This window comes from Streptomyces sp. NPDC020845 (assembly GCF_044334165.1).
In the GTDB taxonomy this organism is placed as follows: Bacteria; Actinomycetota; Actinomycetes; order Streptomycetales; family Streptomycetaceae; genus Streptomyces.
Map to the genome: position 1 here is coordinate 122,390 of NZ_JBIRSJ010000015.1, position 26,408 is coordinate 148,797.

The 26,408-nt window shown below is 70.0% G+C and carries 23 protein-coding genes, 1 tRNA gene and 2 pseudogenes; 15 read left to right on the forward strand and 11 right to left on the reverse strand.

The window, feature by feature from the left end; genetic code table 11:
• Positions 1-19: 19 nt before the first annotated feature.
• Both ACH4U7_RS36145 and ACH4U7_RS36150 read left to right on the forward strand, forming a co-directional pair.
• Complete coding sequence (locus ACH4U7_RS36145) at positions 20-586, forward strand: RNA polymerase sigma factor (RefSeq protein ID WP_398532017.1); 567 nt, start codon at positions 20-22, stop codon at positions 584-586.
• Positions 583-1,032, forward strand: coding sequence for an anti-sigma factor family protein (locus ACH4U7_RS36150; RefSeq protein ID WP_398532018.1), 450 nt, complete (start codon positions 583-585; stop codon positions 1,030-1,032). The genes ACH4U7_RS36145 and ACH4U7_RS36150 overlap by 4 nt, the downstream gene beginning before the upstream one ends.
• Before the next feature lie 37 nt (positions 1,033-1,069).
• Here the strand turns inward: ACH4U7_RS36150 and ACH4U7_RS36155 are convergent.
• The 5 genes and pseudogenes from ACH4U7_RS36155 to ACH4U7_RS36175 form a co-directional block, all read right to left on the reverse strand.
• Positions 1,070-1,525, reverse strand: a pseudogene (locus ACH4U7_RS36155) (signal peptidase II); the annotation flags it as partial.
• A 322-nt stretch (positions 1,526-1,847) separates the two neighbouring features.
• Positions 1,848-3,119 (reverse strand): glycoside hydrolase family 5 protein, encoded by a 1,272-nt coding sequence (locus ACH4U7_RS36160; RefSeq protein WP_398532019.1) that lies wholly within the window; start codon positions 3,117-3,119, stop codon positions 1,848-1,850.
• Positions 3,120-3,127: 8 nt separating this feature from the next.
• Complete coding sequence (locus ACH4U7_RS36165; RefSeq protein ID WP_089512741.1) at positions 3,128-3,475, reverse strand: response regulator transcription factor; 348 nt, start codon at positions 3,473-3,475, stop codon at positions 3,128-3,130.
• Between the two features lie 333 nt (positions 3,476-3,808).
• Positions 3,809-5,098: a glycoside hydrolase family 6 protein gene (locus ACH4U7_RS36170; RefSeq protein ID WP_398532020.1), complete on the reverse strand. Its 1,290-nt coding sequence runs from the start codon at positions 5,096-5,098 to the stop codon at positions 3,809-3,811.
• A 14-nt stretch (positions 5,099-5,112) separates the two neighbouring features.
• The gene (locus tag ACH4U7_RS36175) at positions 5,113-6,171 is read right to left on the reverse strand and encodes a S8 family serine peptidase (protein WP_398532021.1); all 1,059 of its coding nucleotides are present in this window, start codon (positions 6,169-6,171) and stop codon (positions 5,113-5,115) included.
• 439 nt (positions 6,172-6,610) lie between these two features.
• Here ACH4U7_RS36175 and ACH4U7_RS36180 point away from each other — a divergent pair, with 439 nt between their 5' ends.
• The gene (locus ACH4U7_RS36180; RefSeq protein ID WP_398532022.1) at positions 6,611-7,114 is read left to right on the forward strand and encodes a GtrA family protein; all 504 of its coding nucleotides are present in this window, start codon (positions 6,611-6,613) and stop codon (positions 7,112-7,114) included.
• The gene (locus tag ACH4U7_RS36185; protein ID WP_398532023.1) at positions 7,111-8,403 is read left to right on the forward strand and encodes a glycosyltransferase; all 1,293 of its coding nucleotides are present in this window, start codon (positions 7,111-7,113) and stop codon (positions 8,401-8,403) included. The genes ACH4U7_RS36180 and ACH4U7_RS36185 overlap by 4 nt, the downstream gene beginning before the upstream one ends.
• On the opposite strand, the gene ACH4U7_RS36190 is transcribed toward ACH4U7_RS36185, so the two are convergent.
• The gene (locus tag ACH4U7_RS36190) at positions 8,372-8,911 is read right to left on the reverse strand and encodes a DUF4573 domain-containing protein (protein ID WP_398532192.1); all 540 of its coding nucleotides are present in this window, start codon (positions 8,909-8,911) and stop codon (positions 8,372-8,374) included. The two genes, ACH4U7_RS36185 and ACH4U7_RS36190, sit on opposite strands and share 32 nt — an antisense overlap.
• A 216-nt stretch (positions 8,912-9,127) precedes the next feature.
• Between ACH4U7_RS36190 and ACH4U7_RS36195 the strand changes: the two genes are divergently transcribed.
• The 9 genes and pseudogenes from ACH4U7_RS36195 to ACH4U7_RS36235 all read left to right on the forward strand — a co-directional run bounded on the left by ACH4U7_RS36195 (position 9,128) and on the right by ACH4U7_RS36235 (position 20,155).
• Positions 9,128-10,597, forward strand: coding sequence for an ArnT family glycosyltransferase (locus ACH4U7_RS36195; protein ID WP_398532024.1), 1,470 nt, complete (start codon positions 9,128-9,130; stop codon positions 10,595-10,597).
• 25 nt (positions 10,598-10,622) lie between these two features.
• The gene (locus tag ACH4U7_RS36200; RefSeq protein ID WP_398532025.1) at positions 10,623-12,344 is read left to right on the forward strand and encodes a hypothetical protein; all 1,722 of its coding nucleotides are present in this window, start codon (positions 10,623-10,625) and stop codon (positions 12,342-12,344) included.
• 94 nt (positions 12,345-12,438) lie between these two features.
• A complete protein-coding gene (locus tag ACH4U7_RS36205) occupies positions 12,439-12,873 on the forward strand; it encodes a hypothetical protein (RefSeq protein WP_043487370.1) in 435 nt (144 codons plus the stop codon).
• Positions 12,873-14,951: a PAS domain S-box protein gene (locus ACH4U7_RS36210; RefSeq protein WP_398532026.1), complete on the forward strand. Its 2,079-nt coding sequence runs from the start codon at positions 12,873-12,875 to the stop codon at positions 14,949-14,951. Before ACH4U7_RS36205 ends, ACH4U7_RS36210 begins: the two co-directional genes overlap by 1 nt.
• Complete coding sequence (locus ACH4U7_RS36215; protein ID WP_398532027.1) at positions 14,948-15,625, forward strand: response regulator; 678 nt, start codon at positions 14,948-14,950, stop codon at positions 15,623-15,625. Before ACH4U7_RS36210 ends, ACH4U7_RS36215 begins: the two co-directional genes overlap by 4 nt.
• A gap of 353 nt (positions 15,626-15,978) precedes the next feature.
• A pseudogene (locus ACH4U7_RS36220) lies at positions 15,979-16,401 on the forward strand (phosphatase PAP2 family protein); the annotation flags it as partial.
• 199 nt (positions 16,402-16,600) lie between these two features.
• Positions 16,601-17,287, forward strand: a complete 687-nt coding sequence (locus ACH4U7_RS36225) for a response regulator transcription factor (protein ID WP_014178459.1) — start codon at positions 16,601-16,603, stop codon at positions 17,285-17,287.
• A complete protein-coding gene (locus ACH4U7_RS36230; protein ID WP_398532193.1) occupies positions 17,284-18,873 on the forward strand; it encodes a GAF domain-containing sensor histidine kinase in 1,590 nt (529 codons plus the stop codon). Before ACH4U7_RS36225 ends, ACH4U7_RS36230 begins: the two co-directional genes overlap by 4 nt.
• Before the next feature lie 145 nt (positions 18,874-19,018).
• On the forward strand, positions 19,019-20,155 hold the full coding sequence (locus tag ACH4U7_RS36235; protein WP_398532028.1) for a polyprenyl synthetase family protein: 1,137 nt from the start codon (positions 19,019-19,021) through the stop codon (positions 20,153-20,155).
• A gap of 466 nt (positions 20,156-20,621) precedes the next feature.
• Here ACH4U7_RS36235 and ACH4U7_RS36240 read toward each other — a convergent pair whose 3' ends face one another.
• Both ACH4U7_RS36240 and ACH4U7_RS36245 read right to left on the reverse strand, forming a co-directional pair.
• The gene (locus tag ACH4U7_RS36240; RefSeq protein ID WP_385626816.1) at positions 20,622-20,990 is read right to left on the reverse strand and encodes an SH3 domain-containing protein; all 369 of its coding nucleotides are present in this window, start codon (positions 20,988-20,990) and stop codon (positions 20,622-20,624) included.
• A gap of 295 nt (positions 20,991-21,285) precedes the next feature.
• Positions 21,286-21,909, reverse strand: a complete 624-nt coding sequence (locus tag ACH4U7_RS36245; protein WP_398532029.1) for a hypothetical protein — start codon at positions 21,907-21,909, stop codon at positions 21,286-21,288.
• A 96-nt stretch (positions 21,910-22,005) separates the two neighbouring features.
• On the opposite strand from ACH4U7_RS36245, the gene ACH4U7_RS36250 reads away from it, so the two are divergent.
• The gene (locus ACH4U7_RS36250; protein WP_398532030.1) at positions 22,006-22,509 is read left to right on the forward strand and encodes a hypothetical protein; all 504 of its coding nucleotides are present in this window, start codon (positions 22,006-22,008) and stop codon (positions 22,507-22,509) included.
• A gap of 75 nt (positions 22,510-22,584) precedes the next feature.
• Here ACH4U7_RS36250 and ACH4U7_RS36255 read toward each other — a convergent pair whose 3' ends face one another.
• On the reverse strand, positions 22,585-23,388 hold the full coding sequence (locus tag ACH4U7_RS36255; protein WP_398532031.1) for a helix-turn-helix domain-containing protein: 804 nt from the start codon (positions 23,386-23,388) through the stop codon (positions 22,585-22,587).
• A 651-nt stretch (positions 23,389-24,039) separates the two neighbouring features.
• Between ACH4U7_RS36255 and ACH4U7_RS36260 the strand changes: the two genes are divergently transcribed.
• Positions 24,040-24,534 carry a helix-turn-helix domain-containing protein gene (locus ACH4U7_RS36260; RefSeq protein ID WP_398532032.1) on the forward strand — a complete coding sequence of 165 codons (495 nt, stop codon included), beginning with the start codon at positions 24,040-24,042 and terminating at the stop codon, positions 24,532-24,534.
• 76 nt (positions 24,535-24,610) lie between these two features.
• Here the strand turns inward: ACH4U7_RS36260 and ACH4U7_RS36265 are convergent.
• Both ACH4U7_RS36265 and ACH4U7_RS36270 read right to left on the reverse strand, forming a co-directional pair.
• Positions 24,611-24,687 (reverse strand) — tRNA-Thr (locus ACH4U7_RS36265).
• Positions 24,688-24,794: 107 nt separating this feature from the next.
• Positions 24,795-26,336, reverse strand: a complete 1,542-nt coding sequence (locus ACH4U7_RS36270) for an alpha/beta hydrolase (protein ID WP_398532033.1) — start codon at positions 26,334-26,336, stop codon at positions 24,795-24,797.
• Between the last annotated feature and the right edge of the window lie 72 nt (positions 26,337-26,408).

A 26,408-nucleotide genomic window follows, 5' to 3' on the forward strand; every position in this document is an offset into this window, starting at 1 on the left:
AGGATCCGAGGAGGCACCCGTGGCTGACCCGGACGCCCGCCAAGAGCGCATGTTCGCCCAGTACGTGCTGCCCGAGGTGGAGGTGCTGCTGCGGGTGGCGATGTCGCTGACCGCGCAGCCCGCCGACGCCGAGGACCTGGTGCAGGACACCCTGCTCAGGGCCTATCGGGCGGTCGGCCGGTTCGACGGCCGCCATCCGCGCGCCTGGCTGCTGACGATCATGCGGCATGCGGAGGTGAGCCGGCGCCGGCAGCGCAGACCGCATCTGCTCGACGACCCGGACACCGAACTCGACCGGCTCGCGTCCGCCCCGGGCGCGACACCCGCCGCCTCGGGCGCGACACCCGAGGAGCTGGTGGTCGACACGGCCTTCGACGAGGCCGTGGACGCCGCGTTCACCGCGCTGCCGCTGCGCGATCAGCAGGTGGTGCGGCTGGTGCATGTGGACGGGCTGTCGTACGCGGAGGCCGCGCAGGTGCTGGGCGTGCCCAAGGGGACGGTGATGAGCCGACTGCACCGGGCGCGCAAGCGGATCCGGGATCGATTGGTGGCCGCGGGACCTCAAGGACAGCGAGGTGGGGCATGAGCAGCAGGTGGTGGATGTGGTGGCGGAGCGCCGAGCGCCAACAGGCCAGTGAGTGTCTTGCGGACGGCGCTGAGCTCCAGTCGTATCTGGACGGTGAGCTGGACGCGCCCGCCGCGCGCCGGGTCCGGGCGCATGTGGCACGGTGCCACCGCTGCGCCCGGGAGCTGGCCGCGTATCAGCGGATCACGAACGCGCTGACCTCCCGCGGGGCCCGCGAGGGCCCGGACGAAGCGGCGCTCGGACGGCTGCGCGACCTCGTGGGCTCCCTCGACTCCTTCGCGGACCCGGCCGGAAGCCGGACCGAGGAGCGGCCCCAGGACCGGACCCCGGACCAGCCCCAGAACCGGATCCAGGACGAGGTTCCGGACCTGGCGCCCGAAGAGGCGTCGCTGCCGCCCGGAGAGCCGGACGCCAGTGAGAGCGCGGTCCCCAAAGCGGGAGCGTGAGGTCGCGCAGCAGAACGTCGCGCAGCAAAACAAGGCCGATCAGGCAGGCGCCGACCGCCAGGGCGGCGTCGGCGAGATTGAACACCGGGCCGCGGGCCGTCACCATGATCCAGTCGATGACCGCGCCCCGCAGCGGCCCGGGGTGTCGTACGGCCCGGTCGGCGCCGTTGCCGAGCGCGCCCCCGGCGATCAGCCCGAGCGCCAGCGCCCGGGCCCGGCTGCGGACCCGCAGCCCCGCGCCCGCGGCGGCCAGTGTCGCGACCGCCCCGGCGAGGGTGATCAGCACGATCAGCAGGGGCCGGCCCCGCCCAAGGCCGAAGGCCACCCCGGTGTTGCGCACCAGCAGGGTGTGCACCGGCCCGAACGCGCCCTGCGGCCCCACGGTGCCGTCGAGGGCCGCCACCGCCCAGGCCTTGCTCACCTGGTCGGCCGCCACCACCGCGAATACGGCCAGCGGGAAGAGCACACGGCCGGTGCGCTGCTGGGGCTTCATCGTCGGCCTCCTCGCGGCCGGCCTCCTCGCGCCTTCGGGGTCGGCGCGGAAAGCGGGCCCGGACAGGAAACCCGGCGAGGTGACGTATCGCTTCCGCCTGGGCCCGCGTTTTTGCCGAGGCCGCGCTTCCTTGCCATATGCGGGCCCGTACGCGGTTACGGCCCGTACGCGTGCACAGCCCGTACGCGCGCACAGCCCGTACGCGCGCACAGCCCGTACGCGCGCACAGGGCCGTATCCGGGTACGACGGAGGGCCCGCAGGCGGCGTTGCCTGCGGGCCCTCGCTGTCCACCGCCGGGGTGCGGCGGCCGTACCGAAGGGGTTACTCCGACGTCTTCCCCTTCGCCGACAGAAGCGGCGCCTGGTACTTGGACAGCATCTTCATCTTGTTCTTGTCGACCGTCTTCCAGTCGTTGTTGAGGACACCACCGGTGTCACCCGAGTTCGGGTTCAGGGACCAGTAGGTGTAGCTGATCTGGTTCTTCTTGAGGTAGTCCATCAGGGCGTTCTGCCACACGGCCTCGGAGCTCTTGCCCGCGGTCTTGCGGCCACCGAACTCACCGAGCAGCACCGGAGCGATGTTCTGCTTCTTGATGTAGGCCCAGTGCTTCTGCCAGATCGCCGGCATGTTCTTCGGGAAGTCCTTGGCCATGAACCAGTTCTGGTTGTACACACCCGGGCCGTAGTCGTGCGCCGAGTAGACGACCTTGTTGGGCTCCTTCAGCTTGACCGGGTACTTCTTCACACCCTGGAGGTCGCCGCCCCACCAGAACTGCTCGTTCTTGTGACGGTCGGTGCCCTCGACGAAGATCAGCCAGTTTTTGTTGACGGCGTGGATCGCGTTACCGGCCTTCTCGGCCGCCAGGCGCCAGTCGGTCTTCGGGTTGCCGTCGCCCCACGTGGCCTGGCCACGCGGCTCATTGTGCAGGTCGGCGCCGATCACCCGGGGGTTGTCCTTGTAGCGCTTGGCCAGCTGGGTCCAGTCGTCCAGCCACTGCTTCTCGGTGAGGTTCTGGCTGTACCACAGCTCGCTCTGGCCGTACTGGTCAGGACGGTGCTGGTCCAGGATCACCATCATGCCGCGGTCGGTGGCACCCTTGACGATCTTGTCCATGATCTGCTGACCGGTGAGGCCCTTGAGGTCCGGGTTCTGCTTGAAGTCGATCCCGTTGGGCTTGCTCTTGGCCGCGAACATCTCGTTGGAGTACGGCAGCCGGATCGTGTTGAAGCCGTTGTGCGCGATCTGGTCGAGCATGCTCTTCCAGCTACGGGTCCACAGGCCGTGCGGCGCGAAGCTGCCGGTCTCGGCACCGAACCAGTTGATACCGGTCAGCACGACCTTGTGACCCTTGGAGTCCACGATGTCGCCACCGTGGGTGGACAGCGGACCGTCGACGGCCCCGCCCTTGGCCGAGGCGGAAGAGCCGGACGAAGAACCAGAATCGGAATCGGAATTCAGAGCGAACGCGGTCACGGTGCCACCGATGGCAGCAGCCACGACAACTCCGGCCGCGATACCGACACGCAGCCGGTAGGAACGCGGCCCACGCTTCGACTCGGTGGTCTCGGAAACGGTCGGAACGTTGTTGTCCATGGGGGAATTCATTCGGTGAGACTCCTGAGAAATTGGGGGATGGCTGTTTTCAGGACGCTGGGGGTATTCGTCGGAGGGTCCAGACATTCCACTCGCGGGTCGGAGACTGCGGTCAGCCGGACTAGCCGCGCGCGAGGAAGGAGATCTGCGACCAACAGGTCGAGTCGGAGCCATTTCCAGCTCGACTTGTCCACGTCGATGAGCACCACATCCGGCTGCCTCCGCTCGGCCAGCGAAATTGCTTCACGTACCGATCTGGCGGCGCCGACCAGTTCCAGTCCGGGTGTTTCGTCGACCAGGTCGGCGATCGCACTCGAAACCAGATGGTGGTGCTCCACGACGAGAACTCTTTTCATCGGTGGAGCTCCTTCAGGCGGCTTTCCCTTTCGCTCAACGACATTAGGGAATCCACCGGGGCCGAATCACCGTACGCACGACTGAAATCTCGCTACCTCAATTGCGGGAATGCCGGGCACGCCAAACGGCCGAATTCCGCCTACCTCGATTGAGGTAGACGGAATTCGACCGCCTTGATGACTTTATGTCCGATTTTGGGCGCCGATTCCGCTCCACTGTGTACCGGATCAGTGACAGTGAGTAACGTTCGAAGGCCGCAGAAGGCCCATGAAGCGGATCAGGAAGCGGATCAGGAGGTCAGTCAGTCAGCCAGAGGTCAGTGGATCAGGCGCTCAGCGGGTGAGCCGGAAGGCGTAGCCCGGGACGAAGAGCCCCGCGGTCGCCGCACAGCCGTCGGCCTGCCCCGGCTGCTTGACCCAGAGATAGGCGTCGATCCCGGGGATCCCGGTACGGGCGGTGGGCGGCGTGCCCAGCTTGCGCCCCGGCGGATCGCAGAACCGGTGGTCGTGGGTGGGCCCGGCGCCGTTGCGGCTGGTGTCGATCACGGCCCCCAGCCGGGGCAGGCGCAGCTCTCTGAGGACGGACAGGCCGTAGCGGACTTCGTCGCGCGTGGCGTTGAAGTTGGAGACGTTGAGGGCGATGCCGTCCCCGTACCGGTCGATCCCCGCGCGCTCCAGCCGCTCGGCCATGACGGATGCGGGAAGCCACCCGGAGTTCCCGGCGTCGTAATAGATACGGGCGTGCGCGGCCTGCCCCCGCAGCGTCCGCCCGGCGTAGGACAGCGCCGCGTACCGCTCGGCCTGCTGCCGCCGCTTGAGGCAGGTCAGATGCGCCAGGGCGTCCGGTTCCAGGATGACGACGGCGCGCGAGGCGCCGATCCCCCGGGCGAAGCCGCCGATCCAGTTCCGGTAGCCGGACAGGTCGGCCATGCCCCCGGAGCTGTGCTTTCCGCAGTCGCGGTGCGGGATGGCGTACGCGACCAGCACCGGCAGCCGCCCACGGGCCCGGGCGCTCCGCACCACCTGGCGCACCTGCGCCTCGACCCGGCCCTGGTCGGTGTCCGTGAACCAGGCGGCCTGCGGCTGATCGGCGATGCGCTTGCGGATGACCGTCGCCCGGCGGTCGTGGGGGTTGCCGCGCACCCACTGCGCCGCGGGGTTGTCGGGGTCGGTGTAGAACCGGGTCGTGACCGGGAAGTACGGCTTGGGCAGGGGGAAGGCGGACTCGTCGCCGGCCCAGCCCACCGGTGGATGGAGCGTCGTCGCGGCCGTCGCGACCTCGGCCATCAGGGCCAGGGCCAGCAGCTGGACGATGCCTCTGTGGGTCCGCGGCGGGAACCGATGGCCCTGGCGCCGCTCCCGCCGCCCCTGCCGCCCCTGCCGCTCCCGCCGCCCCTGCCGCCCCTGCCGCTCCCGCCGCCCCTGCCGCCCCTGCCGCTCCCGCCGCCCCTGCCGCGTCAGCTGTTTCGGCAGCGCCCCTAGTCCCAGCCACCTCGGCAGACCTATCAGCCCCAGCAGCAGCACCTGAAGCCGCAGCCGCTGCCAGAACCCCAGCCGCCCGCGCGTCCCCGCCGTCCCCGCCGTCCCCGCCGTCCCCGCCTTCTCGGGGGTCTTCTCGTTCACGCCGGGCCCACCGTTCAGCTGTCCGAGTTGTTCGGCGGAGGCTTGCGGCGGCTGATCAGGAAGACCGCGATGACGGCCAGCACCACCAGGGCCCCCGCCACCGCTCCTATCGCCACCAGCGCCGATCCCTCCTCGGACCCGGCCGCGGAGTGCTCGCGGTCCGACTTGGGGGCCGTCCGCGCGGAGCCGGGCGGACTGGTGGAGGCGGGTGGTGCGGCGCGGTCCGCCAGCGCCTTGGCCGGGGCGATCAGCCCGAAGCCATAGCGCGGGTCACGCCCCGAGGACCCCTTGCGGTCGGCCGTGTCGATCAGCTTCTGTACGACCTGGCCCGCGGTCCAGCGCGGGTGCTCCGAGCGCAGCAGCGCGGCGCCGGCCGCGACCCATGGCGCGGCGTAGCCGGTGCCCGCGCCGGTCCAGTAGTCCTTGTTCGGGGCGGTGGTCAGGATGGAGACGCCGGGCGCGGCCAGGGTCACGCCCCCGCCGTGGTGCGAGTCGGTCCACACGGCGCCCTTCTCGTCGGTCGCCACGACGGAGACCACCCCGGGGTAGGCGGCGGGGTAGGTGGGGTGGTTGCCGTCCTTGCCGTTGTCGCCGGCGCCCGCGACCACCACGGCGTCCTCGCCGATCGCATAGGTCACCGCCGACCGCAGCGCGGCGTTCGGCTTCTTGAAGGACACCGCCACATCGATGACCTTCGCGCCGCGGCTCACCGCGTGGCGGATGGCCTTGGCGGTGGCGTCGACCAGCGGTTTCCGGTCCTCGTAGACCCCGAGCGGCAGCACCCGGGCCTGGGGCGCAAGACCCAGCAGCCCGTTGCCCCGGTAGTTGCGGCCGGTCCCCACAATGATCCCGGCCGCGTGGGTGGCCTGCTCCATCGCGTCCCCCTGGTCGCGGGTGCCGGTGCCGCTGGGGCCGTCCCCGAAGTCCTTGCCGGCCAGGACCCGCCCGCGCAGATCCGGGTGGGAGGCGTCGACGCCGGTGCCGATGACCGCGACGGTCACCCCGGCGCCCTTGCTGATTTTCCATGCCTTCTTGGCCTGCAGCGCGGTCAGCGCCCATTCGGAATCGTGCATCGCTCCGGAATCGGAATCCTGAGGAACGTCCTGAGGAACGTGCTGAGGAACACCGATCGCCGCGGAGGGGGCGAGTGAGAGCGCCATCAGGGCGATAACGGCCCCGGTCCGGGCGGCAAATGAACGGTGCAACATCACGTGACCTGACATTACGTCACCTACCTTCATCCCAGTGGGACGCGAGGCCGTGGGCGGACGCCTGGCCGTCTCATCTTCTGCGGGTCTCCGCGGTGCGGACACCCGCGGGCGGGTGACCTACCGCTCCCCTTTTTGGGGGACCAGTTGCAGGCGCGGTTTCCGGGCCTCCCCAAAACGGGGGAGAAAGCCGCTCCACCGAAGGTGGAGTCCACCCTCCCCCGAAGGCGTGATGTCCTCCGAAATCCCGGGGAGCACTCTTGGACTGACATCGGCGAAAGAGCCTCCTGCGTAGGGAGTCGCGATGCAGCGTTTCGGAACGTTCAGCGATCGCACCAGCGACCGCGACCCGAGCGAACGGGTGGGCAACACCCGTAAGCGAAAAGGAGTGTTCTTTCGAACGCGCTCGATGAGCGGCCCGCTGGCCGCCCTGAGCGGCCTGGTTCTGCGATTCGCGGTCGTCGGCGTGGGTGGCGTGCTGGTGAACACGGTCACTCTCTTCGCGCTCTACCGCTGGGCCCACTGGCCGCTGCTCGCGGCCTCCCCGGTCGCGGTGGAGCTCGCCGTGGTCCACAACTATCTGCTCAACGACCGATGGACCTTCGCGGTTTCCACCCCGTCGCTCCGGCGGTTTCTGAAATTCAATGTGTCCGTACTCGGCGGGCTCGCGGTCAACGTCATGGCGGTCTGGCTGCTGGAACGCTTGGGAATCCATCTCCTGCTGGCGAACGGCATCGGTATCGCCGCCGCGTTCGCGGCCAATTTCGCCGCCAGCGCGGGCTGGGTCTGGGGGAGGCAGGGCCGATGATCCCCATCATCTATCTGGGCCTCGTCCTGGTCTCCGTACTGCTGACCGTTCAGTCGGCCCATGTGCTCTATCTGATGCTCTACACCTGGGACCGGACGGACGCCGAGCGAAAAGCCAGGGCCCCGGACCGCTTTGTCCGCCCGCGTCTCTCCTTCAGCGTGCTGCTGCCCGCACGGCATGAGGAGGACGTCATCCAGACCACCATCGAGCGGGTGGTGCGGGCCGATTATCCGGCCGAACTGCTGGAGGTCTTCGTGATCTGTTCGCAGGACGACACCGGCACGATCAAAAAGGCGGAAGAGAAAATCGCCGAGCTGGACCGGGAAGGTCTGGAGAACGTCCAGGTCGTGGTCTTCGACGACAAGCCCATCAACAAACCCCACGGGCTCAACGTGGCCCTGCCGCACACCACTCACGACGTTGTGACGATCTTCGACGCCGAGGACGACATCCACCCCGAGATCTTTCTGCTGGTCAACACGGTCATGCTCAAGGAGCGGGTGCGGGTGGTGCAGGCGGGCGTCCAGCTGATGAACTTCGACTCCAACTGGTACTCCACGCTCAACGTCCTGGAGTACTTCTTCTGGTTCAAGAGCCGGCTGCACTACCACGCCCACTTCGGATCCATTCCGCTCGGCGGCAACACCGTCTTCTTCGCCCGCGAGCTGCTGATCCAGCTCGGCGGCTGGGACGACCGCAACCTCACCGAGGACGCCGACCTGGGCCTGCGGGTGTCGGCCAGCGGCGAGCGGGTGCGCGTGGTCTACGACGACCGCTATGTGACCAAGGAAGAGACGCCACCGACCCTCGGCCACTTCATCCGGCAGCGCACCCGGTGGAGCCAGGGGTTCATGCAGACCCTCAAGAAGGGCACCTGGAAACAGATGCCCACCCGCAAACAGCGGTGGCTCGCCTTCTACGTCCTCGCGTTCCCGCACGGCCAGGCGCTGCTCGGCCTGTATCTGCCGATCTCCCTGGGGATGATCCTCGTCCTCAAGGTGCCCGTGCTGATCGCGCTCTTCTCCTATCTGCCCGTCCTGCTGCTGTGCGCGCACTTCCTGGTCCAGGCGGTCGGACTGTACGAGTTCACCGGGGCCCATGGGCTCGAAGCCACACCGGGGACGCTCGTGAAGATGGCGCTCTCCTGGTTCCCCTTCCAAATGGTCCTCGCCTACGCCGCGGTGCGCGCCATGCGGCGAGAACTGCTCGGCCGCCACGACTGGGAGAAGACCCAGCACGTCGGCGCCCACCGGGCCGCTACGGAGGAGGCGGACTCCCGTGTCGCATGACCCCACGCCTCCGCTGCACCCGCAGCCTCCGGAGCCCCCGAAGCCTCCGGAACCCGTTCGCCTGGAGCGGACCGATCGGCCTGCGCGTCCGGAGGGGCCTGAACGGCCTGAGCGGCCTGCGCGTCCGGAGCGGCCTGCGCGTCCGGAGGAGCTCGATCGGCCTCCGCGGCCTGACCGGTCTCAGTCGCCCGAGCGGCCCTCTCGGCCTGAGCGACCCCAGCGTCCCGATCGGCCCGATAGGCCCGATAGGCCCCGACGGCCTGAGCGGCCCGACCGGCCGCCGCGGCCTGACCGACCTGACCGGCCTGACCGACCTGAGCGGCCCCAGCGCCCCGAACGGTCCCAGCGTCCCGATCGACCGCCGCGCCCCGATCGCCCCGACCGACCGCCGCGCCCCGACCGACCCCGGCGACCCGACCGACCTGACCGGCCGGACCGGTCCGATCGCCCCCAGCGCGCCGACCGACCGCCGCGCCCCGACCGTCCCGACCGTCCCGACCGTCCCCAGCGCCCCACCCGGCCCCGGCGCCCGGTCGCGGTCGACGAGCCCCCGCCGCGCCCCCGGCGGAGGCGCCCGCCCCTGCTGTCAGTCGAGCGCGGGATCTTCCCCAAGCTGGGCCGCAACGGTCGGCTGGCGCTGCTCTTCTCCGTCCTCACCGGGCTGCTCAGCCACGGCTACCACCTGTTCCGCTATCCGCTGTACCTCACCGACGAGGGCATCTATATGCAGCGGGCCTGGTCGCTGGTCCGGGAGACCCGGCTGTCCCCGTACACCTACGACTACGACCACGCCCCGGCGGGCTGGATCACGCTGGCCGGCTGGGCGTTCCCGCTGCCGAAGCAGTTCGAGGCATTCGGGAACGCGATCAACACCGGCCGGTTCCTGATGCTGCTGGTGCACCTGGCCTCGGTCGTGTTGCTCTTCGAGGTCACCCGGAGGCTGTCCGGCACCGTGCTGGCCGCCACCATCGCCGCGTTCTTCTTCAACCTCTCGCCGATCTCGGTCTACTACCAGCGTCAGGTGCTGCTGGACAACCTGATGATCTTCTGGATGCTGCTGGCCCTGTACGCCCTGCTGCGCCGCGAGACCACTATCAGATCCGCGTTCGCCGGCGGGATCGCCCTGGGGATCGCGCTGATCACGAAGGAGAACGCGCTCTTCTTCGCCCCGACCTTCATGTATCTGCTCTATCGAAGAATCCAGGGCTCCGCGAGCCGGCGGTTCACCCGCGCGCTGTGGCCATTCGCCGCGGCGGCGCCGGTCGGCGCGTATGTCACCTACGCCCTGCTCAAGAACGAGCTGATGCCCAGCGGGCTCGACTTCGACCTGGCCAACCCGCCGGCGGACCACGTCTCGCTGCTCTACACCCTGTGGTGGCAGATCAACCGCAGTCAGGGCAGCCTGCTCAACCACCACGGCCTGCTGTACACAAGCTGGCTGCCCCGGGACTCGTTCCTGCTGCTGGCAGGAATGGCGACCACGGTCATCAGCCTGTGGTGGGGAATGCGGAAACACCGGCGGGATCTGGGGTTTTTCGTCGCCGGGACGCTGGGCTTCGGATATGCCTTCTATCTGCTGCGCGGCAGCGTGGTGCTGGACTTCTACATCACGCCGCTGATTCCGATGTTCGCCATGAATATCGGAATGGTCACGGATCGACTGCTGAGGCGTCCGGTGCTCCGCAAGGTGCTCGGTCGGGCGAGTTCCAAGGTGCGGATAGCGGTGCCAGCGCTGCTCGCCGTCATGCTGCTCGCCTCGCCCTCCACCGGATATGTCCTGACCGTCAACACCGAGGGCCGCGTCGCGGTCGCGGACCAGTACCAGCACAAGCTGGCCCTGACCCATATGCAGCTGGCACAGATCGCCTGGGTACGCAAGCACGTCTCGCCCAAGGCGCGCATCATCATGGACGACGACATGTGGGGTGAATTGCATGACGTGCATCCGGTCTACCCGTACGCGCATTCCCACTGGAACGCCTCGTCCGACCCTGCCCTGCGGGACAAGCTCTTCCGTAAGAGATGGCAGAACGTCGACTACATCATCATGTCCAACAAGATGCGCAACGCAATTCACCGCAACAACGGCGACGGCCGGGAGAACTGGATCCTGGCGGCGCTACGGAATTCGGAAAGGGTATGGGCGGACATCCGGGGTGGCATCAGGCTGGAAATCTATCGGGTGAACAAATAGCCCGCCGGAAGAGGAGGTGAAGGCCATGCCCGAGTACGACGACTACGACGAGTACGAAGAGTACGACGAAAACTACGACACCCGTGAGGCAGACGGGCAGCGCGGGGACGACGGAGGCGGCAGGAACGACAGCGGGGGCGACGACTACGGCGAATACGGCGACGACGAGAAATACGACAAGTACGCCGAATACGACGACTACGACGGCTCCGGCGACGACTACGCCGATGATTACGCCGACTACGACGAGCCCCCGCCGAGGCGCGCCACCAAGTCCGCCAAGACCACCAGGACCCGCAAGACCTTCAAGGCTTCCAAGGCCTCACATGCCCCCGATGCCTCCGATGCCTCCGGAACCTCCGATGCCTCTCCGGGGGAGCCGAGCACCGGCGAGGGGAAGCGCAGGCGGGTCTCCTGGAAGACGGTCCTGCTGGGCATCGTGGCCATCGCGATCGTCGGATCGCTGGTCAAGATGGTCGCGGGCGGCGGCCTCGGGAACGCCCTCAACACATCCGGCGGCGGAGGCGGCCAGAAGAAGAGCGACACCCAGCAGCAGCAGGAGGTCGTCCCGACGAAGAAGCCCAAGACCATCAAGCTGGGCAACCAGCGGGTCCCGCAGGCCTCGGGCCCGATCATCGTCATCAACCCGGGCCTGGTCGCCCCCGGCGGCAAGGCGTCCGTCGAAGGCGGCGGCTTCGCCCCCAAGAGCACGGTCGACCTGCTGCTGACGACCAAGCGGTCGGGCACCAAGGGCCGCGCCATCCGCACGGTCCGCACCGACAAGCACGGCTCGCTCTACGCGAACTTCACCATGCCGGAGTCGCTGGGCGGCAGGCCCGGCACGCTGGTCGCACAGCAGCGCGGCGGCGGCCGGTCGGCCAAGGCCGAGTTGATCAGCGGCGGCGCGATAGGCACCGCGCGGATCAACAAGATGGTCGGCCGGCCGGGCGACGTGGTCTCGATCAGCGCCCGTGGCTTCAAGCCGGGCGAGCAGATCAACGTCTTCTGGGGCCGGACCACCGGCACCCCCGTCGCCAGGCTGCGCACCGACGGCTCGGGCGGGGTGGGCCGGGCCGACATCCGGGTCGGCGTCGCCCCGACGGGCCAGAGCACCCTGGTGCTGGTCGGCCAGCAGAGCAAGACCACGGCCACCGCGCCGTTCCAGATGCTGAGCCTGTACCCGGCGATCAAGTCCTCCCCGTACGCGCTGAAGGCCGGACAGCGGATCAGGCTGTCGGGGAATCGGTTCGCGCCGAACGAGCGGGTGCTGGTCTACATCAACGCCACCAGCGGTCTCCCCGCCTTCACCACACAGGCCAATTCCTTCGGCCAGATCCGCGACGTGGCGTTCGACGTGCCGTTCGGGCTGAAGGGCAGGCAGAGCCTGACGGCGATCGGCGACCAGAGCCGGGCCGTGGTCCGCTCGGGCTTCACCGTGCTGCCGTACTCCCCCAGCGCCGAGCCCAGCACCTTCGGCGGTAAGGCGGGCACCACGCTGAGCTTCTACTGCTCCGGGTTCGCGCCCAACGAGACGGTGACGGTCTACGCCGGCAACGGCAGCAGCGTCTCCGGGCGGAAGATCGCCGTCTTCCAGGTCGACGGCCGGGGCAAGGCGGCGGCCGTGGGCTCGTACCGGATCACCACGGCCGACGAGAACGGCGTGTCCTTCAAGCTCATCGGCTCCAAGAGCGGCGGGGTCGCCAAGGCCGGCATCAACAACACGAGTGGCCAGGGCCAGGGGCACTAGGCACGTGTGCGCACAGGCCGGGGGGGCCGGCCAGGGACAGTCACAGACAAGCCCGGTGTTCCATAGTTGTACCATGCATGTCCTGGAGTGTCCTATGAGTGTTATTTTCGGCCCGAATTCTCGAAGAGTCCTACAATTCCTCACCCACATCGAGGACCTCTCCCCGGAGGAGATCGACCGCGTGGCCGATCTGTGGAAGCAGACCTCCAGCCAGACCCGCGCCGAGGGGTGGGCTGAGGTCCATCGCACCACGTCCGACGAGGAGCAGTACCGGATCCTGGTCGCCGCCTCCGTGGCGCGCCGCGCCGCCCTGGACACCGCCCGGGCACACGGCCGGCACGACTGGGCCTTCTGGGCCGCGGTGTGGGACGCGGCGGCAGCGGTGGCCGTATGCGACCGCATCGGTGGCCACTACAACGTGCTGGTGGCGCCGCTGGCCGCGGTCATGCCGTCGCTGGCGCACTGCAGACGTGACGAACTGACCACCTTGGAGCTCCAAGGTGCCGTCCTCAAGGGAGGTGGAGGTTGATGCGCGACGACCGGATCCGAGTCGTGGTGGCCGATGACGACCCCGTGGTCCGGGAAGCGCTCGCGGACCTGGTCGACTCCCACCCCGACCTGGCGCTGGTGGGCCTTGCCGTCAACCACGAGCAGGCCGTACGCGCCGCGGTGGAGCACCGCCCCCGTGTCGTGGTCATGGATGTGCACATGCCCAAGGGCGACGCGCCCAGCAGCGTCCGCGCCATCCGTGAGCAGGTGCCCGGGGCCCGCGTGGTGGCCCTCTCGGCCCACGGCGACCGGGAGACCGTGCTCAACATGCTCGCCGTCGGGGCCACCGGCTACCTGGTCAAGGGCACCCCCGCCGAAGAAATACTCGAGGCGATCACCCGGGCCGCCCGCGACCAGTTCTCCATGGCCGGGGAGCTCGTCGCCGACTGCACCGAGCCGCTGCGGCGGGCCGACCGCGCCTCCTGGCGGTTCGAGGAGCTGGTGGGCAACCGGCTCGAGGAGTCGTATCTGGAACTGCTCGGCCAGGCGCCGTGCGGGGTGCTGATCGTCGGCGCCCGCGGGCGGATCGAGTCCGCCAACGCACACGCCCGGCACATGTTCGGCTACAGCTCGGCCGAGCTCCGGGACAAGCGGCTGCGCGACCTGGTCCCCGACCGCTACCGCACCGCCGCCGAGCAGCTGATCGGGCGGCAGTTCACCGCCCCCTCCGCGATGACCGGCCGGCGCCGGGACGGCACCGAGTTCCCCGCCCAGTTCAGCGGCGGCCATCTGCAGGGCAGGCGGCCCCGGTGTGTGGTCTTCGTCGCGGACCTGAGCCAGCTACGGGCGGCCGAGGGTCGGTTCCGGCAGGTCATCGAGTCCTCCCCGGACGCGATGGTGATCGTGGACGCCGCCGGGCGGATCCAGACGGCCAACCGCCGTACCGAGGCCCTGTTCGGCTACGACCGCGACCAGCTGATCGGCCGCGCCGTCGAGGCGCTCCTCCCCGACCAGCCGCTGACCATCTCGCTGCGCGACTGGGCCGACTCCGCGGAGGAGCCCCTGGGCCACAGCATGGAGCTGGTCGGGCGGCGCAGCGACGCCAAGCAGTTCCCGGCCGACGTCAGCATCATCCCGCTGCGCACCGAGGACGGGCTGCTGACCGTGCTGGCCATCAAGGACATCACCGAGGTGCAGCGGGCCCAGTTCGTCCTGGAGCGCAGCCTGGAGCTGCTGGAGATCACCGACCGGGACCGCCAGGCGCTGCTCAGCCATCTCGTCCACGCCCAGGAAGCGGAGCGCGGACGTATCGCCGCCGACATCCACGACGACACCATCCAGGTCATCACGGCCGCCAGCCTCCGGCTCCAGCAGCTGCGGCGGCGGCTGCGCGACCCCGACGAGCAGCGGATCATGGAGAAGCTGGACGAAACCCTCAAGCTCTCGCTGAGCCGGCTGCGCCAGCTGATCTTCGACCTGCGGCCGTCCAGCCTGGAGCACGGCTGCCTGGCCGCCGCGCTGCGCGGGCTCCTGGAGCAGATACGCACCGAGACCGGCGTCGAATACCGGCTGGAGGACCGGATCGCGGCCAAGCCCCCGCCCGAGACCATGGCCCTGATCTACCGCACCGCGCAGGAAGCCCTGATGAACGTGCGCAAGCACGCGCGGGCGAAGACGGTCCATGTGCAGCTGCTGGGGCTCGACGAGGGCTGCCTGGTGCGGATCGTGGACGACGGCCAGGGCTACAACCCGCTCGAGGTGGAGTCCCGCCCCGGCCATCTGGGCCTGTCGCTCATCCAGGAGCGGGCCCAGATCGCGGGCGGCTGGTGCCGTATCGAGAGCGCGCCGGGCGCGGGCACCACGGTCGAGTTCTGGGTGCCGCTGGGCGAGACGCCCGGCCATGGCCCGCTCCCCTTCGGCCCGGCGGACGCCTCGGGCTTCCCGGATTCCCTGGGGCCGTCCGACTCTCTGGGTTCCCTGGACGTACCGGGGTCGTCCGAGGCACCGGATCTGGAGGATCTGCGGGACGGGCCGGATCTGCCGGACGTACCGGACACGGCGAACGGCTCGGACGCATCGACCCTCCTGGACCGTCCGGAAGGGGACACGCAACCGTGACCGCGCCGGCCGATCTCACCAAGGTGCTGATCGTCGAGGACCACCGGGTGGTGGCCGAGGGGCTGTGGGCGCTGCTCGCGGAGTACTCGGACCTGACCGTGGTGGGGTGGGCCGACTCGGTCGCGGAAGTCGTCCCCATGGCCAAAGAGCTGGGCCCCGATGTGGCCCTCGTCGACTTCCGCCTGCCCGATGGCACGGGAGCCGACGCGGCGGCCGCGATCCGGGCCAACGATCCCTCCACCGCCATAGTGATCCTCAGCGCGGACGCCAGCGACTCGGCGCTGCTGGCCGCGGTGGAGGCCGGGGCCTGCGGCTATCTGCTCAAGTCGGCGAGCGGTGACGAGATCGCCGACGCCATCCGCTCGGCGGCCGAGGGCGAAACCCTCATCCCGGCCAGCACCCTCGTCGAGGTCCTGGCCCGGCACCGGGAGACCGCGCGATCCTCCGCCCACCAGACCGAGCGGCTGGAGAGCCTGACCCCGCGCGAGCAGGAGATCCTGACCCTGATGAGCCAGGGCCTGGACAACCGGGCGGTCGCGGAGCGGCTGAGCATCAGTTACGCCACCGTACGGACGCATGTGCGCAAGATCCTGGAGAAGCTGGAAGTGCGGTCCCAGCTGGAGGCGGTCGCGAAGGCCGCCGACTGGGGCTTCCGCCACGTGGAACCGGAGTGACGCCGACTCCCGATTGGCCGACCCCAACCGGCCGACTCCACTCGGCCGACCCCACCTGGCCGACCCCAACCGGCCGACCCCAACCGGCCGACCCCACTCGGCCGCCCCCACCTGGCCGACCCACCTGGCTGCCCCCAACCGGCCGACCCCAACCGGCCGACCCCACCCGGCTGACCCCAACCAGGTGAGACAAAACCCCCACTAGGGGGAATTCCGGACGGCCCGAGCCGAGTTCCCTCCCCATGCGCCGCAGCCATCGGATCCTCCTGCTGGCCGCCGCCGCGACTTACGCGGCGGTCGCGGTGGGCGTGTTCACCACCTCGCCCCTGGTCCGCCTCGACTGGCACGTGGCGATGTTCAAGCCGTACAAGCAGTGGCCGTGGGCCCAGGACCCGCTCGATGTGTTCATCATCGCCGGCCAGCGCGGCCCCACCGCTCTGGCGGCGCTGGCCTGGCTGGGCTGGCGCTCCTGGCGTACCGGAAGCGCGCGCCCGGTGCTCGTCTTCGGCCTCGCCCTCGCGCTCCTCAACGCGAGCGTGGGCGCCGTCAAGCTCGGCGTGGGCCGCCTCGGCCCGCATTACGCGCACACCCTCGGCTCGGCCGAGCTGTTCCACGGCGGGATGATCTTCCCTTCCGGCCACACCGCGAACGGGGTCGTCGTCTGGGGCACCCTGGCCTATCTCGCGACCCGCCACCGCCGGGCGGCGGGCGCGGCGGCCGGGGTCATGGCCCTCGCGATCGGTCTCGCCACCGTCTATCTGGGCACTCACTGGGTCAGCGACGTGCTGGGCGGCTGGGCCGCCGGGGCGCTGGTGCTGCTGGCCCTGCCGCTGTTCGAGCCGTACGTCGCCGTGGCGGAGCGGCGGCTCGAACGGAGCGGATGGCTCGGCCGACTCGGCCGGTTCGGGGCGCGCTCGCCCCCGGCCGACCGCATGTGCCCGTATCCGCACTCGTCCCGTGAGCAGGTGAGCCAAAGTGGCACTTCGAGTTCTGATCGCCGACGACCACGCGGTCGTCCGGCAGGGCCTGCGGATGATCCTGAGTCTCGACGACGACATCAAGGTGGTCGGCGAGACGACCAACGGCCGGGAGGCCGTACGGCTGGCCCGCGAGCTGTGCCCCGACGTCGTCCTGATGGATCTGCTGATGCCCGTCATGGACGGGATCTCGGCCACCGCCGAGATCCGCCAGGACCTCCCCGAGGTGGAGGTCGTGGCGCTGACCAGCGCCCTCGACGACACCATGGTCATGGGCGCGGTCCGGGCGGGCGCGATCGGCTTTCTGCTGAAGAACGCCGAGGCCGACGAGTTGAGAAGCGCGGTCAAGGGCGCCGCCGCCGGCCGGATCCAGGTCTCCCCCGACGCGACCTCCCGGCTGATGGGCCAGGTCAGGGCCCCGAGCGGGCCGGAACAGCTGACCGAGCGGGAAGCCGAGGTCCTGACGATGCTCGCGCGCGGCAAGTCGAACAAGGAGATCGCCCGCGACCTGCGGATCGGGCAGCAGACGGTGAAGACGTATGTGAGCCACATCCTGACCAAGCTCGGGGTGCACAGCCGCACTCAAGCCGCGGTGTACGCCGTCCAGTCGGGGCTGGTGCCGGCCGGGGAGCTCACCACGCCCGAACCGCTGGACGCGACACGGGACCACTGGTGGTCGGCGTGATCGCTGTCCGACGCCGGGCCAGGGCGCGGCGGCGCGCCCTGGCCGATATCCAGCGGCGCGTCCTCGATGCGGAGCCCGGTGAGGAGCTGCTGCGGCTGGTCGTACGGCGGGCGCGGGAAGCCATGGGCGCGGACGCGGCGCGGGTGCTGGTGGCGGAGCCTGCCGAGGGCCAGGCGCTGTCCGCCGAGGGCCAGGCCGTGGGCGGTGCCTCAGGTATGGCTGACGCCCCGGGCATGGCTGACGCCCCGGGCATGGCTGACGCCCCGGGCATGGCTGATGCTCTGGCCTGCGGCGAGGCCCTGACCGTACGGGCCGCCGACGGCACCGAGGCGCCCGTTCCCAGCGGCCCATCGGAGGCCGCGCGGCGGCACGCACTGCGTACGGCCGGGCTCACGGCCGTACTGGACACACCGTTGACGGTGAACGGGCGGACCGTGGGCGTCCTGGAGGTGGCCGACCGCCGTCCGCGCCGCTTCACCTCGGGCGACCGGCGCACGCTGAAGCGGTTCGCCGCGCCCGCCGCCCTGGCGGCCGCCCAGCTCCGTACCCGGGAACAGCTGCAGAGGCTGGCCGCCATCGGGACTGCCGCGGACAGCGTGTGGCGGACGCTGGACCGGCTGACCGCCGCGGCCGTGGCGCATACGGGCGCGGCGGAATGCGCCGTCCGGCTGCTGAAGCCGGAAGGGACGGCTCCGGGAGGCGCGCCGGAGGAGGTCCGGGAGGCCATCGCCTCCGCCGCCCCCGTCGTCCGTACGCTCCGCGACGACCGCACCGGCGCGGTCTGGCCGCTGCTCTGCGAGGGGCGGGTGACCGGTGTGCTGCACTGCCGCTACCCGCCCGGCCGACGGCCCGACGGCTTCGATCTGACCCTCCTCGACGGGATCGCCGGACACGCGGCCCGCGCGGTGGAGGCCGAACGGTGGCGGGCGGCCGCGCGGGACAAGGGCGCCTTGGACGAGCGGCGGCGGCTGTCCAGGGAGCTGCACGACTCGGTCTCCCAGGCCCTGTACGGCATCACCCTGGGCGCGCGTACCGCCCGCGAGCTGCTGAACCGGAACGCGGGCGGGGATACTGCCTGTGGCACCGACGGGATGTCGGAGCTGGCCGAGCCGATCGACTACATCCGACAGCTCGCCGACGCCGCGATCGCCGAGACCCGCGTCCTGCTGGGCCGCCTCAGGCCCGAGACGCTGGAGGCCGAGGGCCTGGTCGCCGCGCTCACGCGACATGTGGCGGCGCTCCGCGACTGGTACGGCATCGCCGCCGAGGCGACGCTCGGCGCGGAACCGGAGACGACTCCGGAGGCCAAGCACGCCCTCTACCGGATAGCCCAGGAGTCCCTGCACAACGTCGCGAAGCACTCGGGGGCGCGGCATGTACGCCTCCATCTGCTCAGCGGTCCGGGCACCGTCACATTGACGGTCGCCGACGACGGAGTGGGCTTCGACTCCCGCCGGTCCTTCCCCGGCCATCTGGGCCTTCTGTCCATGCGGGAGCGGGCCCGGGAAGTGGGCGGCACGCTGAACGTGGACAGCCGGCCGGGCCAGGGCAGCCGTATCCGGGCCACCGTCCCGGCGGAGCCGTAAACCCTCACGGGCCGAGCTCGACGGCATATGAGACATTTACCCCGCTATATTCCTGTCCCCTGCTACGTTCCTGGTGCCGGTGAGGCCGACCGGTGCCCGCAGACAGCCATCCACAGACAGCCGCCCACAGACAGGAGACCCGTCCGTGACCCTCCTCGAGCCCATGGGGCTGAGCCTGCGGGACCGCACGGTGGAGGCCGGCGTTCGAGCCGGTCTTGCGGCGGTCGAGGCGGGCCTGCTGGAGGCCACGAAAAGCGATGTGCCGTTCATCACCGAGGCCGCCGAGCACCTGGTGCGGGCGGGCGCCAAGCGGCTGCGGCCGCTGCTGGTGCTGCTGGCCGCGCGGTTCGGCGACCCGGACGCACCGGGCGTGGTGCCCTCGGCCGTCGTCGTCGAGCTGACGCACCTGGCGACGCTCTACCACGACGACGTACTGGACGACGCCGACGCCCGGCGCCGTACGTCCGCCACCGACACCAACTGGGACAACTCGGTGGCGGTCCTCACCGGCGACTTCCTCTTCGCCCGCGCCTCGCATCTGCTGGCCGACCTGGGCCCGGAGGCCGTACGGATCCAGGCCGACGCGTTCCGGCAACTGGTCACCGGCCAGATCCTGGAGACGGCCGGGCCCCGCGGCGACCGCGACCCGATCGAGCACTATCTGGAAGTCCTCGCGGGCAGGGCGGGCTCGCTGATCGCGGTCTCCGGGCGGCTGGGCGCGCTGGCGTCCGGCGCCGGGCGGGACGTCGCCGGCGTACTCGCCCGGTACGGCGAACGGCTGGGCGTGGCCTGCCGCCTGGCCGAGGACGTACTGGACGTCGCCGAGGCCGGCGGGGCCGGAGGCGTACCGCGCGGTCACCCGGGGGCCACCCTGCGCGAGGGTTTCGCGACGCTGCCGGTCCTGTATCTGCGGGCGCGGGCGGAGGCGACCGGTTCGCCCGAGGACCGTGAGCTGTGCGAACTGCTCACCACCGAACTCACCAACAAGACGGACGAGACGCGTTACGCGGAGGCGCTGCGCCGGTTCCGCGCCCACCCCGCCCTGGAACAGGCCCGGGTGGCCGCGGACCGCTACGCCGAAGAGGCCCGCGCGGCGCTGGCGCCGCTGCCCGCGTGCGCGGCGCGGCGTGCGCTGGAGGACCTGTGCGAGGTTGTGACGCGCGACCGCCCGGCCGTACCTCCGCCCTCACCCTCGTCCCCGGCCTCAGCCCCGGCCGTGTCCCCGGCCGTGTCCCCGCTGGTCGCCGCGGAGCAGCGACTCCCCGAAGCGGCGCAGCCGTGAGACGGCGTCGGGGTCGGGGGCCGGGTCAGCTCCGGGCTCCGGCTCCGGTTCCGTAGACGCACGGCAGCTGCAGTCCTCGGCCGTCCCAGGATGCCCGGGGCAGCCCGCTCCCCGGCGCCGACGCCCACCGCCGACCCGCGAGGACCGCCGGACGGCCTCCGACAGCCGTCTGAATCGCTCCCTGGCAACCACAGCGAGGAAACCCGCCCGTCGGCGCCCCGTATTCCAGCGCCCGTCGGCGCCTGCGGCCACGGCGAACATCAGCGGGACCGACATGCCCCACACCAGCGAGTTGCGCAGCCGACGCCGCCGGGACGGCGGAGCCCCCGCCGCCTTGGTCCAGGTGGTCACGGCGTTCCGCTGCTCGCCGCGGCACGCAGGACAGGGGCACCCGATCGGGGCGCCCCTGCTCCCTACGGGAGCGGGGCAGCAACGTTCGGTGCCCCTGCCTCACGACGTCATCACGTCAGCAGGGCGTCTGCGCACCGCCGTCGTTCAGGTTGCCGTCGTAGATCCAGCCCCTGGTCCCGGTGTCGTCGTATTTCGCGTGGGTCCAGGTGTTACCTGCGGAGTTGACCACGTAGCAGTCGTAGGAGAGACGGCCCGCGAAGACGGTGATGTTCGTCGAGCACTCGGCGTTCGGGCCGCTGCGCAGCGGCGCGGAGCCGTCCCGGTTCAGGAGGTAGCCGGTCCCGGTGTCCACGTCGCGCCAGGACGGGTGGGTGCATGCGGCGGTGCCCGTGGTGGCGGCACCGGCCGATGGGGCGGCAGTCAGGGTGGCCGAGCCGACCAGGAGAGGCAGAGCGACCGCTGCCCACATCTTGCTTCTCTTCAACGCGTTCCCTTTGCTCTGCGGGCGTCATCCTCATGACGTCCCACCGTGATGTGTTCGTCGAGCGTATGTACGAATCTGGTGAGAGGTCAGGGTGTTTTCAGCCAGAGGTATTACGCGCCACGCGTTGGCAAATTTTAACCGTTCTCAACCATTTGGCCCGCATATTTTTCCGTGCGTGCGGACGCAGATTGGCTGGATCTATGGGAAAGGCAGGCGGAATGGCATCATCCAGTTGTCTCATTTAATGTCCCCAGGGTCGGGCTCCAGTTCCGTACGCCCCGTATTCCAGCGCGCGTCAGCGCCTGCGCTGCCCCGCGTAGAACATCGAGGCGCCGGTCACCACGAACAGCCCCCCGGAGACTGCCAGCGTGAGAGCGGTCTGGCCCTCCTGGTCGGGCCCGTCCGGCAGCCGGGGTTCAAGGATCCCCATCGGGTCCTTGCGGAGCGTGACGCGCTGGTACCGCTTGATGTGGTCGAAGCAGTTCTGCTGCTGCGATATCTCATACACGGCGCGGTTCCCGGCGGTCTCCTCCACCGTGCAGTACTGCTGCTCGTCGCGGTACTCGACCTCGGTGACCACGGCGGGCACCTTCTCCCCCATGGTCTTCATGTAGAGCTCGTACAGCCCCTGCCCGGCGAACAGCGTCAACGCGAACCCCGCGCACGACACCAGCGCCGCCGCCCCCGCCCGGTGCCAGATGCCGCCCACCACGGACGCCGCGGCGGCGAACGTCCCCAGCGCGACCACGACTCCGACGTAGATGCCCACCGACGGGAACTGCGCCAGCCACGCCGCCACGGTGAACATCAGCGGCACCGACACGGCCCACACCAGCGAGTTGACCAGCCGACGCGCCCGGGACGGCGCAGCCCCCGCCGCCTTCGTCCCGGTGGCCACGACGGACTCGGGCGCTCCCATGCCTGTTGCTCCCTGCCTCGCTCACGCCTGTCGGGCAGCAAGCATGCCGCAGCCGCCAAGAGCTGGTCCTGCGCGTCCGACCTACGCTTACGGCTCATGGACTGGACTACGCCCATAAGCACGCTGCTCGGCACGGTGGTTGGGGTCGGATCAACGCTCCTGGGCGAGACCGTTCGCTCAAGACGTGATCGAGGACACCAGCAGTACGAGCTCAGGCGGCAGCTGTACGCCCGCTATCTCGAAGCCCTCACCAACACCGACAGCGAACTACAGCTGCTCGCCATACGCGAGCAGACCCCGTTGGACGAGGCCGACCTTCGGACCGCCTGGCGCAACCACTCCCTGCTGTCCCTGAATTACGAGATCGCGCTCGTCGGCCCACCGCCAGTGGCCGACGCCGCCGATACGGCCTACCGCTCGCTGCGGTCGATGCGGAACGTCCTGGGCAGGGCGGAGGTCACCCTCGGCAACCCCGGCACGTCAGGGGACCACGCCCCCGGATCCGCCGAATGGCGGGACGCCCACCGTGCGTACATCGACGCGATGGCCGCTCTGCGCTCGGCCATGCGCGCCGACATAGGAAACGGTCAGCGCAGCTGATGCGAGTGCACTGGACGTCAAAAAACCGTGCGCCTGGCGTCAATGACGCCCCGGGCCGTAGCGGAGAAACTCCTTTCAGTCCCATTGGGTGCACAGATCCTCCGCGCAGGTGCGGACCCACACCCCATGCCCGGCCGGAAGGGTGACCGTCCGGCGGTAACGGGAGGTGCCGCCCGGCCCCGCGGCAGCCAGATCAATGGTCTGCGAGCAGACGTTCGGCTGATTGGAGATACACAGCTGGGCCACCGCTTTGCCGGTGCCATCCGGGTTCTTCACATATCCGGTCACCGTGGCTCTGGCCGATGTCCAACAGACCGTCCCGACGGAATAGGCGCGCATTTCCGCGTGGTAGTCGCGGCACCCGCTCGTCGGAGCGGCCTTGGATGACGGTTCGGAGCCGAACGGACTCAACGGGCTGAACGGCAGTAAGGCAAGACCGAGGGCCAGGAGCACCAACCCCAGCCCCGCGAACAGGAACAGACGCCGCCGAGCAGCGCGCGGGGCGCGCCCGGGCTCCTCGCTGGGAGAAGCCACCGTCGCGGGCGCATTCGCCGCTTCGGCTGGGGCTGCCATATCGGGTGGCGGCTGGGCACCGGCCTCCAGCGCGTCGTCCCACAGTTCCAGCAGTGGCCTCGGATCGGCCCCGCAGGCTTGCGCGATGTCCTCGACGGCGTCGCGGCTGGGGAACAGCTTGCCGTTGACATAACGCTCGAGCGAAGCCCGGCTGTAATTGGTGCGCGCCTCGAGCCTGGCGAAACTCAGCCCGGAGGTCTGCTTGATTCGCCGCAGTTCGGCCGCCAGCCGCCGTCCCGCGGAAGAGGTCAGGGCGACAGCCGCCTGACGGGGCGCTTCCGAAGTGTCCGACCTGCGTTGCCCCATGCTGTGCCCCCCTGTGCGCCGTATGCGGGCGGCCATCCGGAGTTGGTGCGGCGTCTCAAGACATCCCATGAGACGCCCCTTTCCTTCCTGGGACGCCCTGCGCGGTCAAGAGTGTAGGGGTCAGCCCCGCGTCGCGGCTGACGTCCGAGCGCCCGGGCGACCACCACGCCCGGCTCATGCGCATCTCCCCGACTGCTCGCGTCCTGTGGCATGCCCCCGGCCAGGACTCGGCCGACCGAAAGGCACCTTCCGGCCTTGATAGCGCACGACTCCTTTTCAGAGCCCACGACCGAAAGGCGGGCCCATGAGACGGCCGAAGAGATACGCGCCCTGGAACTCGGCCCGGTGCGCGTTACGTTGGTGCATCTACCCAAACCAACGCCAACACGACCACGACCAGGCCGCCCGCTCCTGAGCCCAACTCCGGAGACCTGGCAGCTCTCTCTCCTGTCCTCCCGCCCACGGCCAGGGACCACGGAAATCAGCACCCTGACGCTGCACGAGGGCTCACAGCCATTCGAGACCCCTGCTCCGACCCTCGGCCCGGCACAGGCCGTGGTGGTGAACCTCCCCCGCGGCGCGGTACCGATACCGGACCATGCGCTGCAAAGCCTGACAATCCGACCCGTACCTCCCAGGCCCGGCCCCGGAATGATCCTGGCCCGATTCCTGGAAGGACTCGCCGACCATTGGGAAGGCCTTGAGTCGACTCCGACCGAACGGCTCGGCTCGGCCGTGGTCGATCTCTCGGTCGCATTCCTCATGAGCCTGGCCGAGACACACGGGCTGCTGTCGCCTCACCCTCGAAGGTCCGAACTCCTCAAAGAAATCAAGGCTTTCATCATCCGGAATCTCGGCGAACCACACCTGTCACCCCAGCAGATCGCCGCAGAGCATCACATCTCGGTACGCTATCTGCACCTCCTCTTCCACCACGACAAGCGCACGGTCCGCGGCTTCCTCCAAGAACAGCGCTTGGAACACTGCCGGACCGACCTGACGGACCCGTCCCACCCCGGACGAACCGTCGGCGTGATCCGTGCCCGCTGGGGCTTCCGAGACGACGCGGTGTTCGGCAGAGCCTTCAAGAAGGCCTACGGAATCTCACCGGGCGAGTACCGCAAGAGGCACTTCCAGACGCCGTAACCCGGCCGGTCCCGGCCCAGGCGCCACGGCTACATGAAAAACCCCAGCTCAGACTATGTCTGAGCTGGGGTTCCAGTGGAGCCGCCTAAGGGAATCGAACCCTTGACCTACGCATTACGAGTGCGTCGCTCTGGCCGACTGAGCTAAGGCGGCATGCCGCCTGGCCAGACTGGCATCAGCAGCGTCGCCAAGTCTACACAGTTTCGGCGGGTGCTCCGTACGGGGTTGATCGCTGCCGGGGTGCTCAGCGTTGGTGCAGGTCAGGTGCAGCGTTTACCGGAGGGGGGTGGGGTGCCGGTCAGGAGGTAGGTGTCGATGGCGGTGTCGATGCAGGCGCTGCCGCGGCCGTAGGCGGTGTGGCCGTCACCGTTGTAGGTGAGGAGGGTGGCGGAGGTGAGCTGGGAGGCCAGGGCGCGGGCCCAGGCGTAGGGGGTGGCAGGGTCGCGGGTGGTGCCGACGACGACGATGGGGGCGGCACCCTTGGCGTGCAGGGGGTGGGGGGTGCCGGTGGGGTGCACGGGCCAGTAGGCACAGTTCAGGGCGGACCAGGCGAGGGCCTTGCCGAAGACGGGGGATGCCTTCTGGAAGGCGGGGAGGGACTTGCGGACGTCGGCGGGGGTGCGGAAGGCGGGTGGGAGGTCGAGGCAGTTGACGGCGGGGTTGGCGTACATGAGGTTGGCGTACGAGCCGTCGCCGTTGCGCTCGTAGTAGAGGTCGGCGAGGGTGAGCAGGCCGCTGCCGTCGCCGCGCATCGCCGAGCGGAGGGCGGTGCGCAGCTGGGGCCAGGCGCCCTCGTCGTAGAGGGCGGCGAGGACGCCGGTGGTGGCCAGCGACTCGCCGAGGCGGCGGGACTCGCCGGTGGACACGGGGTGGGTGTCCAGGCGGGTGAAGAAGGCCGCGAGCCGTTCGCGAGCCTGGGAGACGTCCCGGGTGCCCAGGGGGCAGCTCGCCCGGCGCACGCAGTCCTTGGCGAAGGCGGTGAAGGCGGTCTCGAAGCCGGCGGTCTGGTCACGGTTGATCTGTTCGGAGGTCAGCGCCGGGTCGAGCGCGCCGTCGAGGACGAGGCGGCCGACGCGGCGCGGGAAGAGGTCGGCGTAGGTCGCGCCGAGGAAGGTGCCGTATGAGGCGCCGACGTAGGTGAGCTTCCGGTCGCCCAGGACCTCCCGCAGCAGATCCATGTCGCGCGCCGCCTCCACGGTCGAGACATGGCCGAGGATTTCGCCCGAACGGGCCGCGCAGCCGCGCGCGAACTTCTGGTACGAGGCGACGAGGCTGCGGGTCTCGGCGGCGGCGTCGGGGGTCTGGTCGGTCTGGGTGAAGGCGTCCATCTGCTTGTCGCCCAGACAGGTGACGGGCTCGCTGGCAGCCACTCCGCGCGGGTCCATGGCCACCAGGTCGTAGCGGGCGCGGACCCGGGCCGGGTAGCCGATGCCCGCGTAGCTCTGCAGATAGTCGATGGCGGAGCCGCCCGGGCCGCCGGGGTTGACCATGAGGGAGCCGAGCCGCTTGCCGGGGCCGCCGGCCTTCTTGCGGGACACCGCGAGCTTCAGGTCGTGGCCGCCGTCGGGCCGGGCGTAGTCCAGCGGGGCCTTCAGCGTGGCGCACTCGAAGCCCGCGCCCCCGCGGCATTCGTGCCAGCTCAGCTTCTGCTCGTAGTACGCCGCGAGGGCGGCCCGGGTCGCCGCCTTCGTCGGCGACGGGGTGCGCGGCGAGGCGGCGCCGGAGGTGCAGCCGGCGAGCAGCAGGGCGACGGCCACGAAGGCGGCACTGATGGCGCGGAGCGCGCTGCGGCTGATGTCCATCGGCAGTCCTCGGTTCAGTCGGATATCCGGAGCGTAGCCGCATCGACGCGTTCTGTGCTCATTTGCAGACAC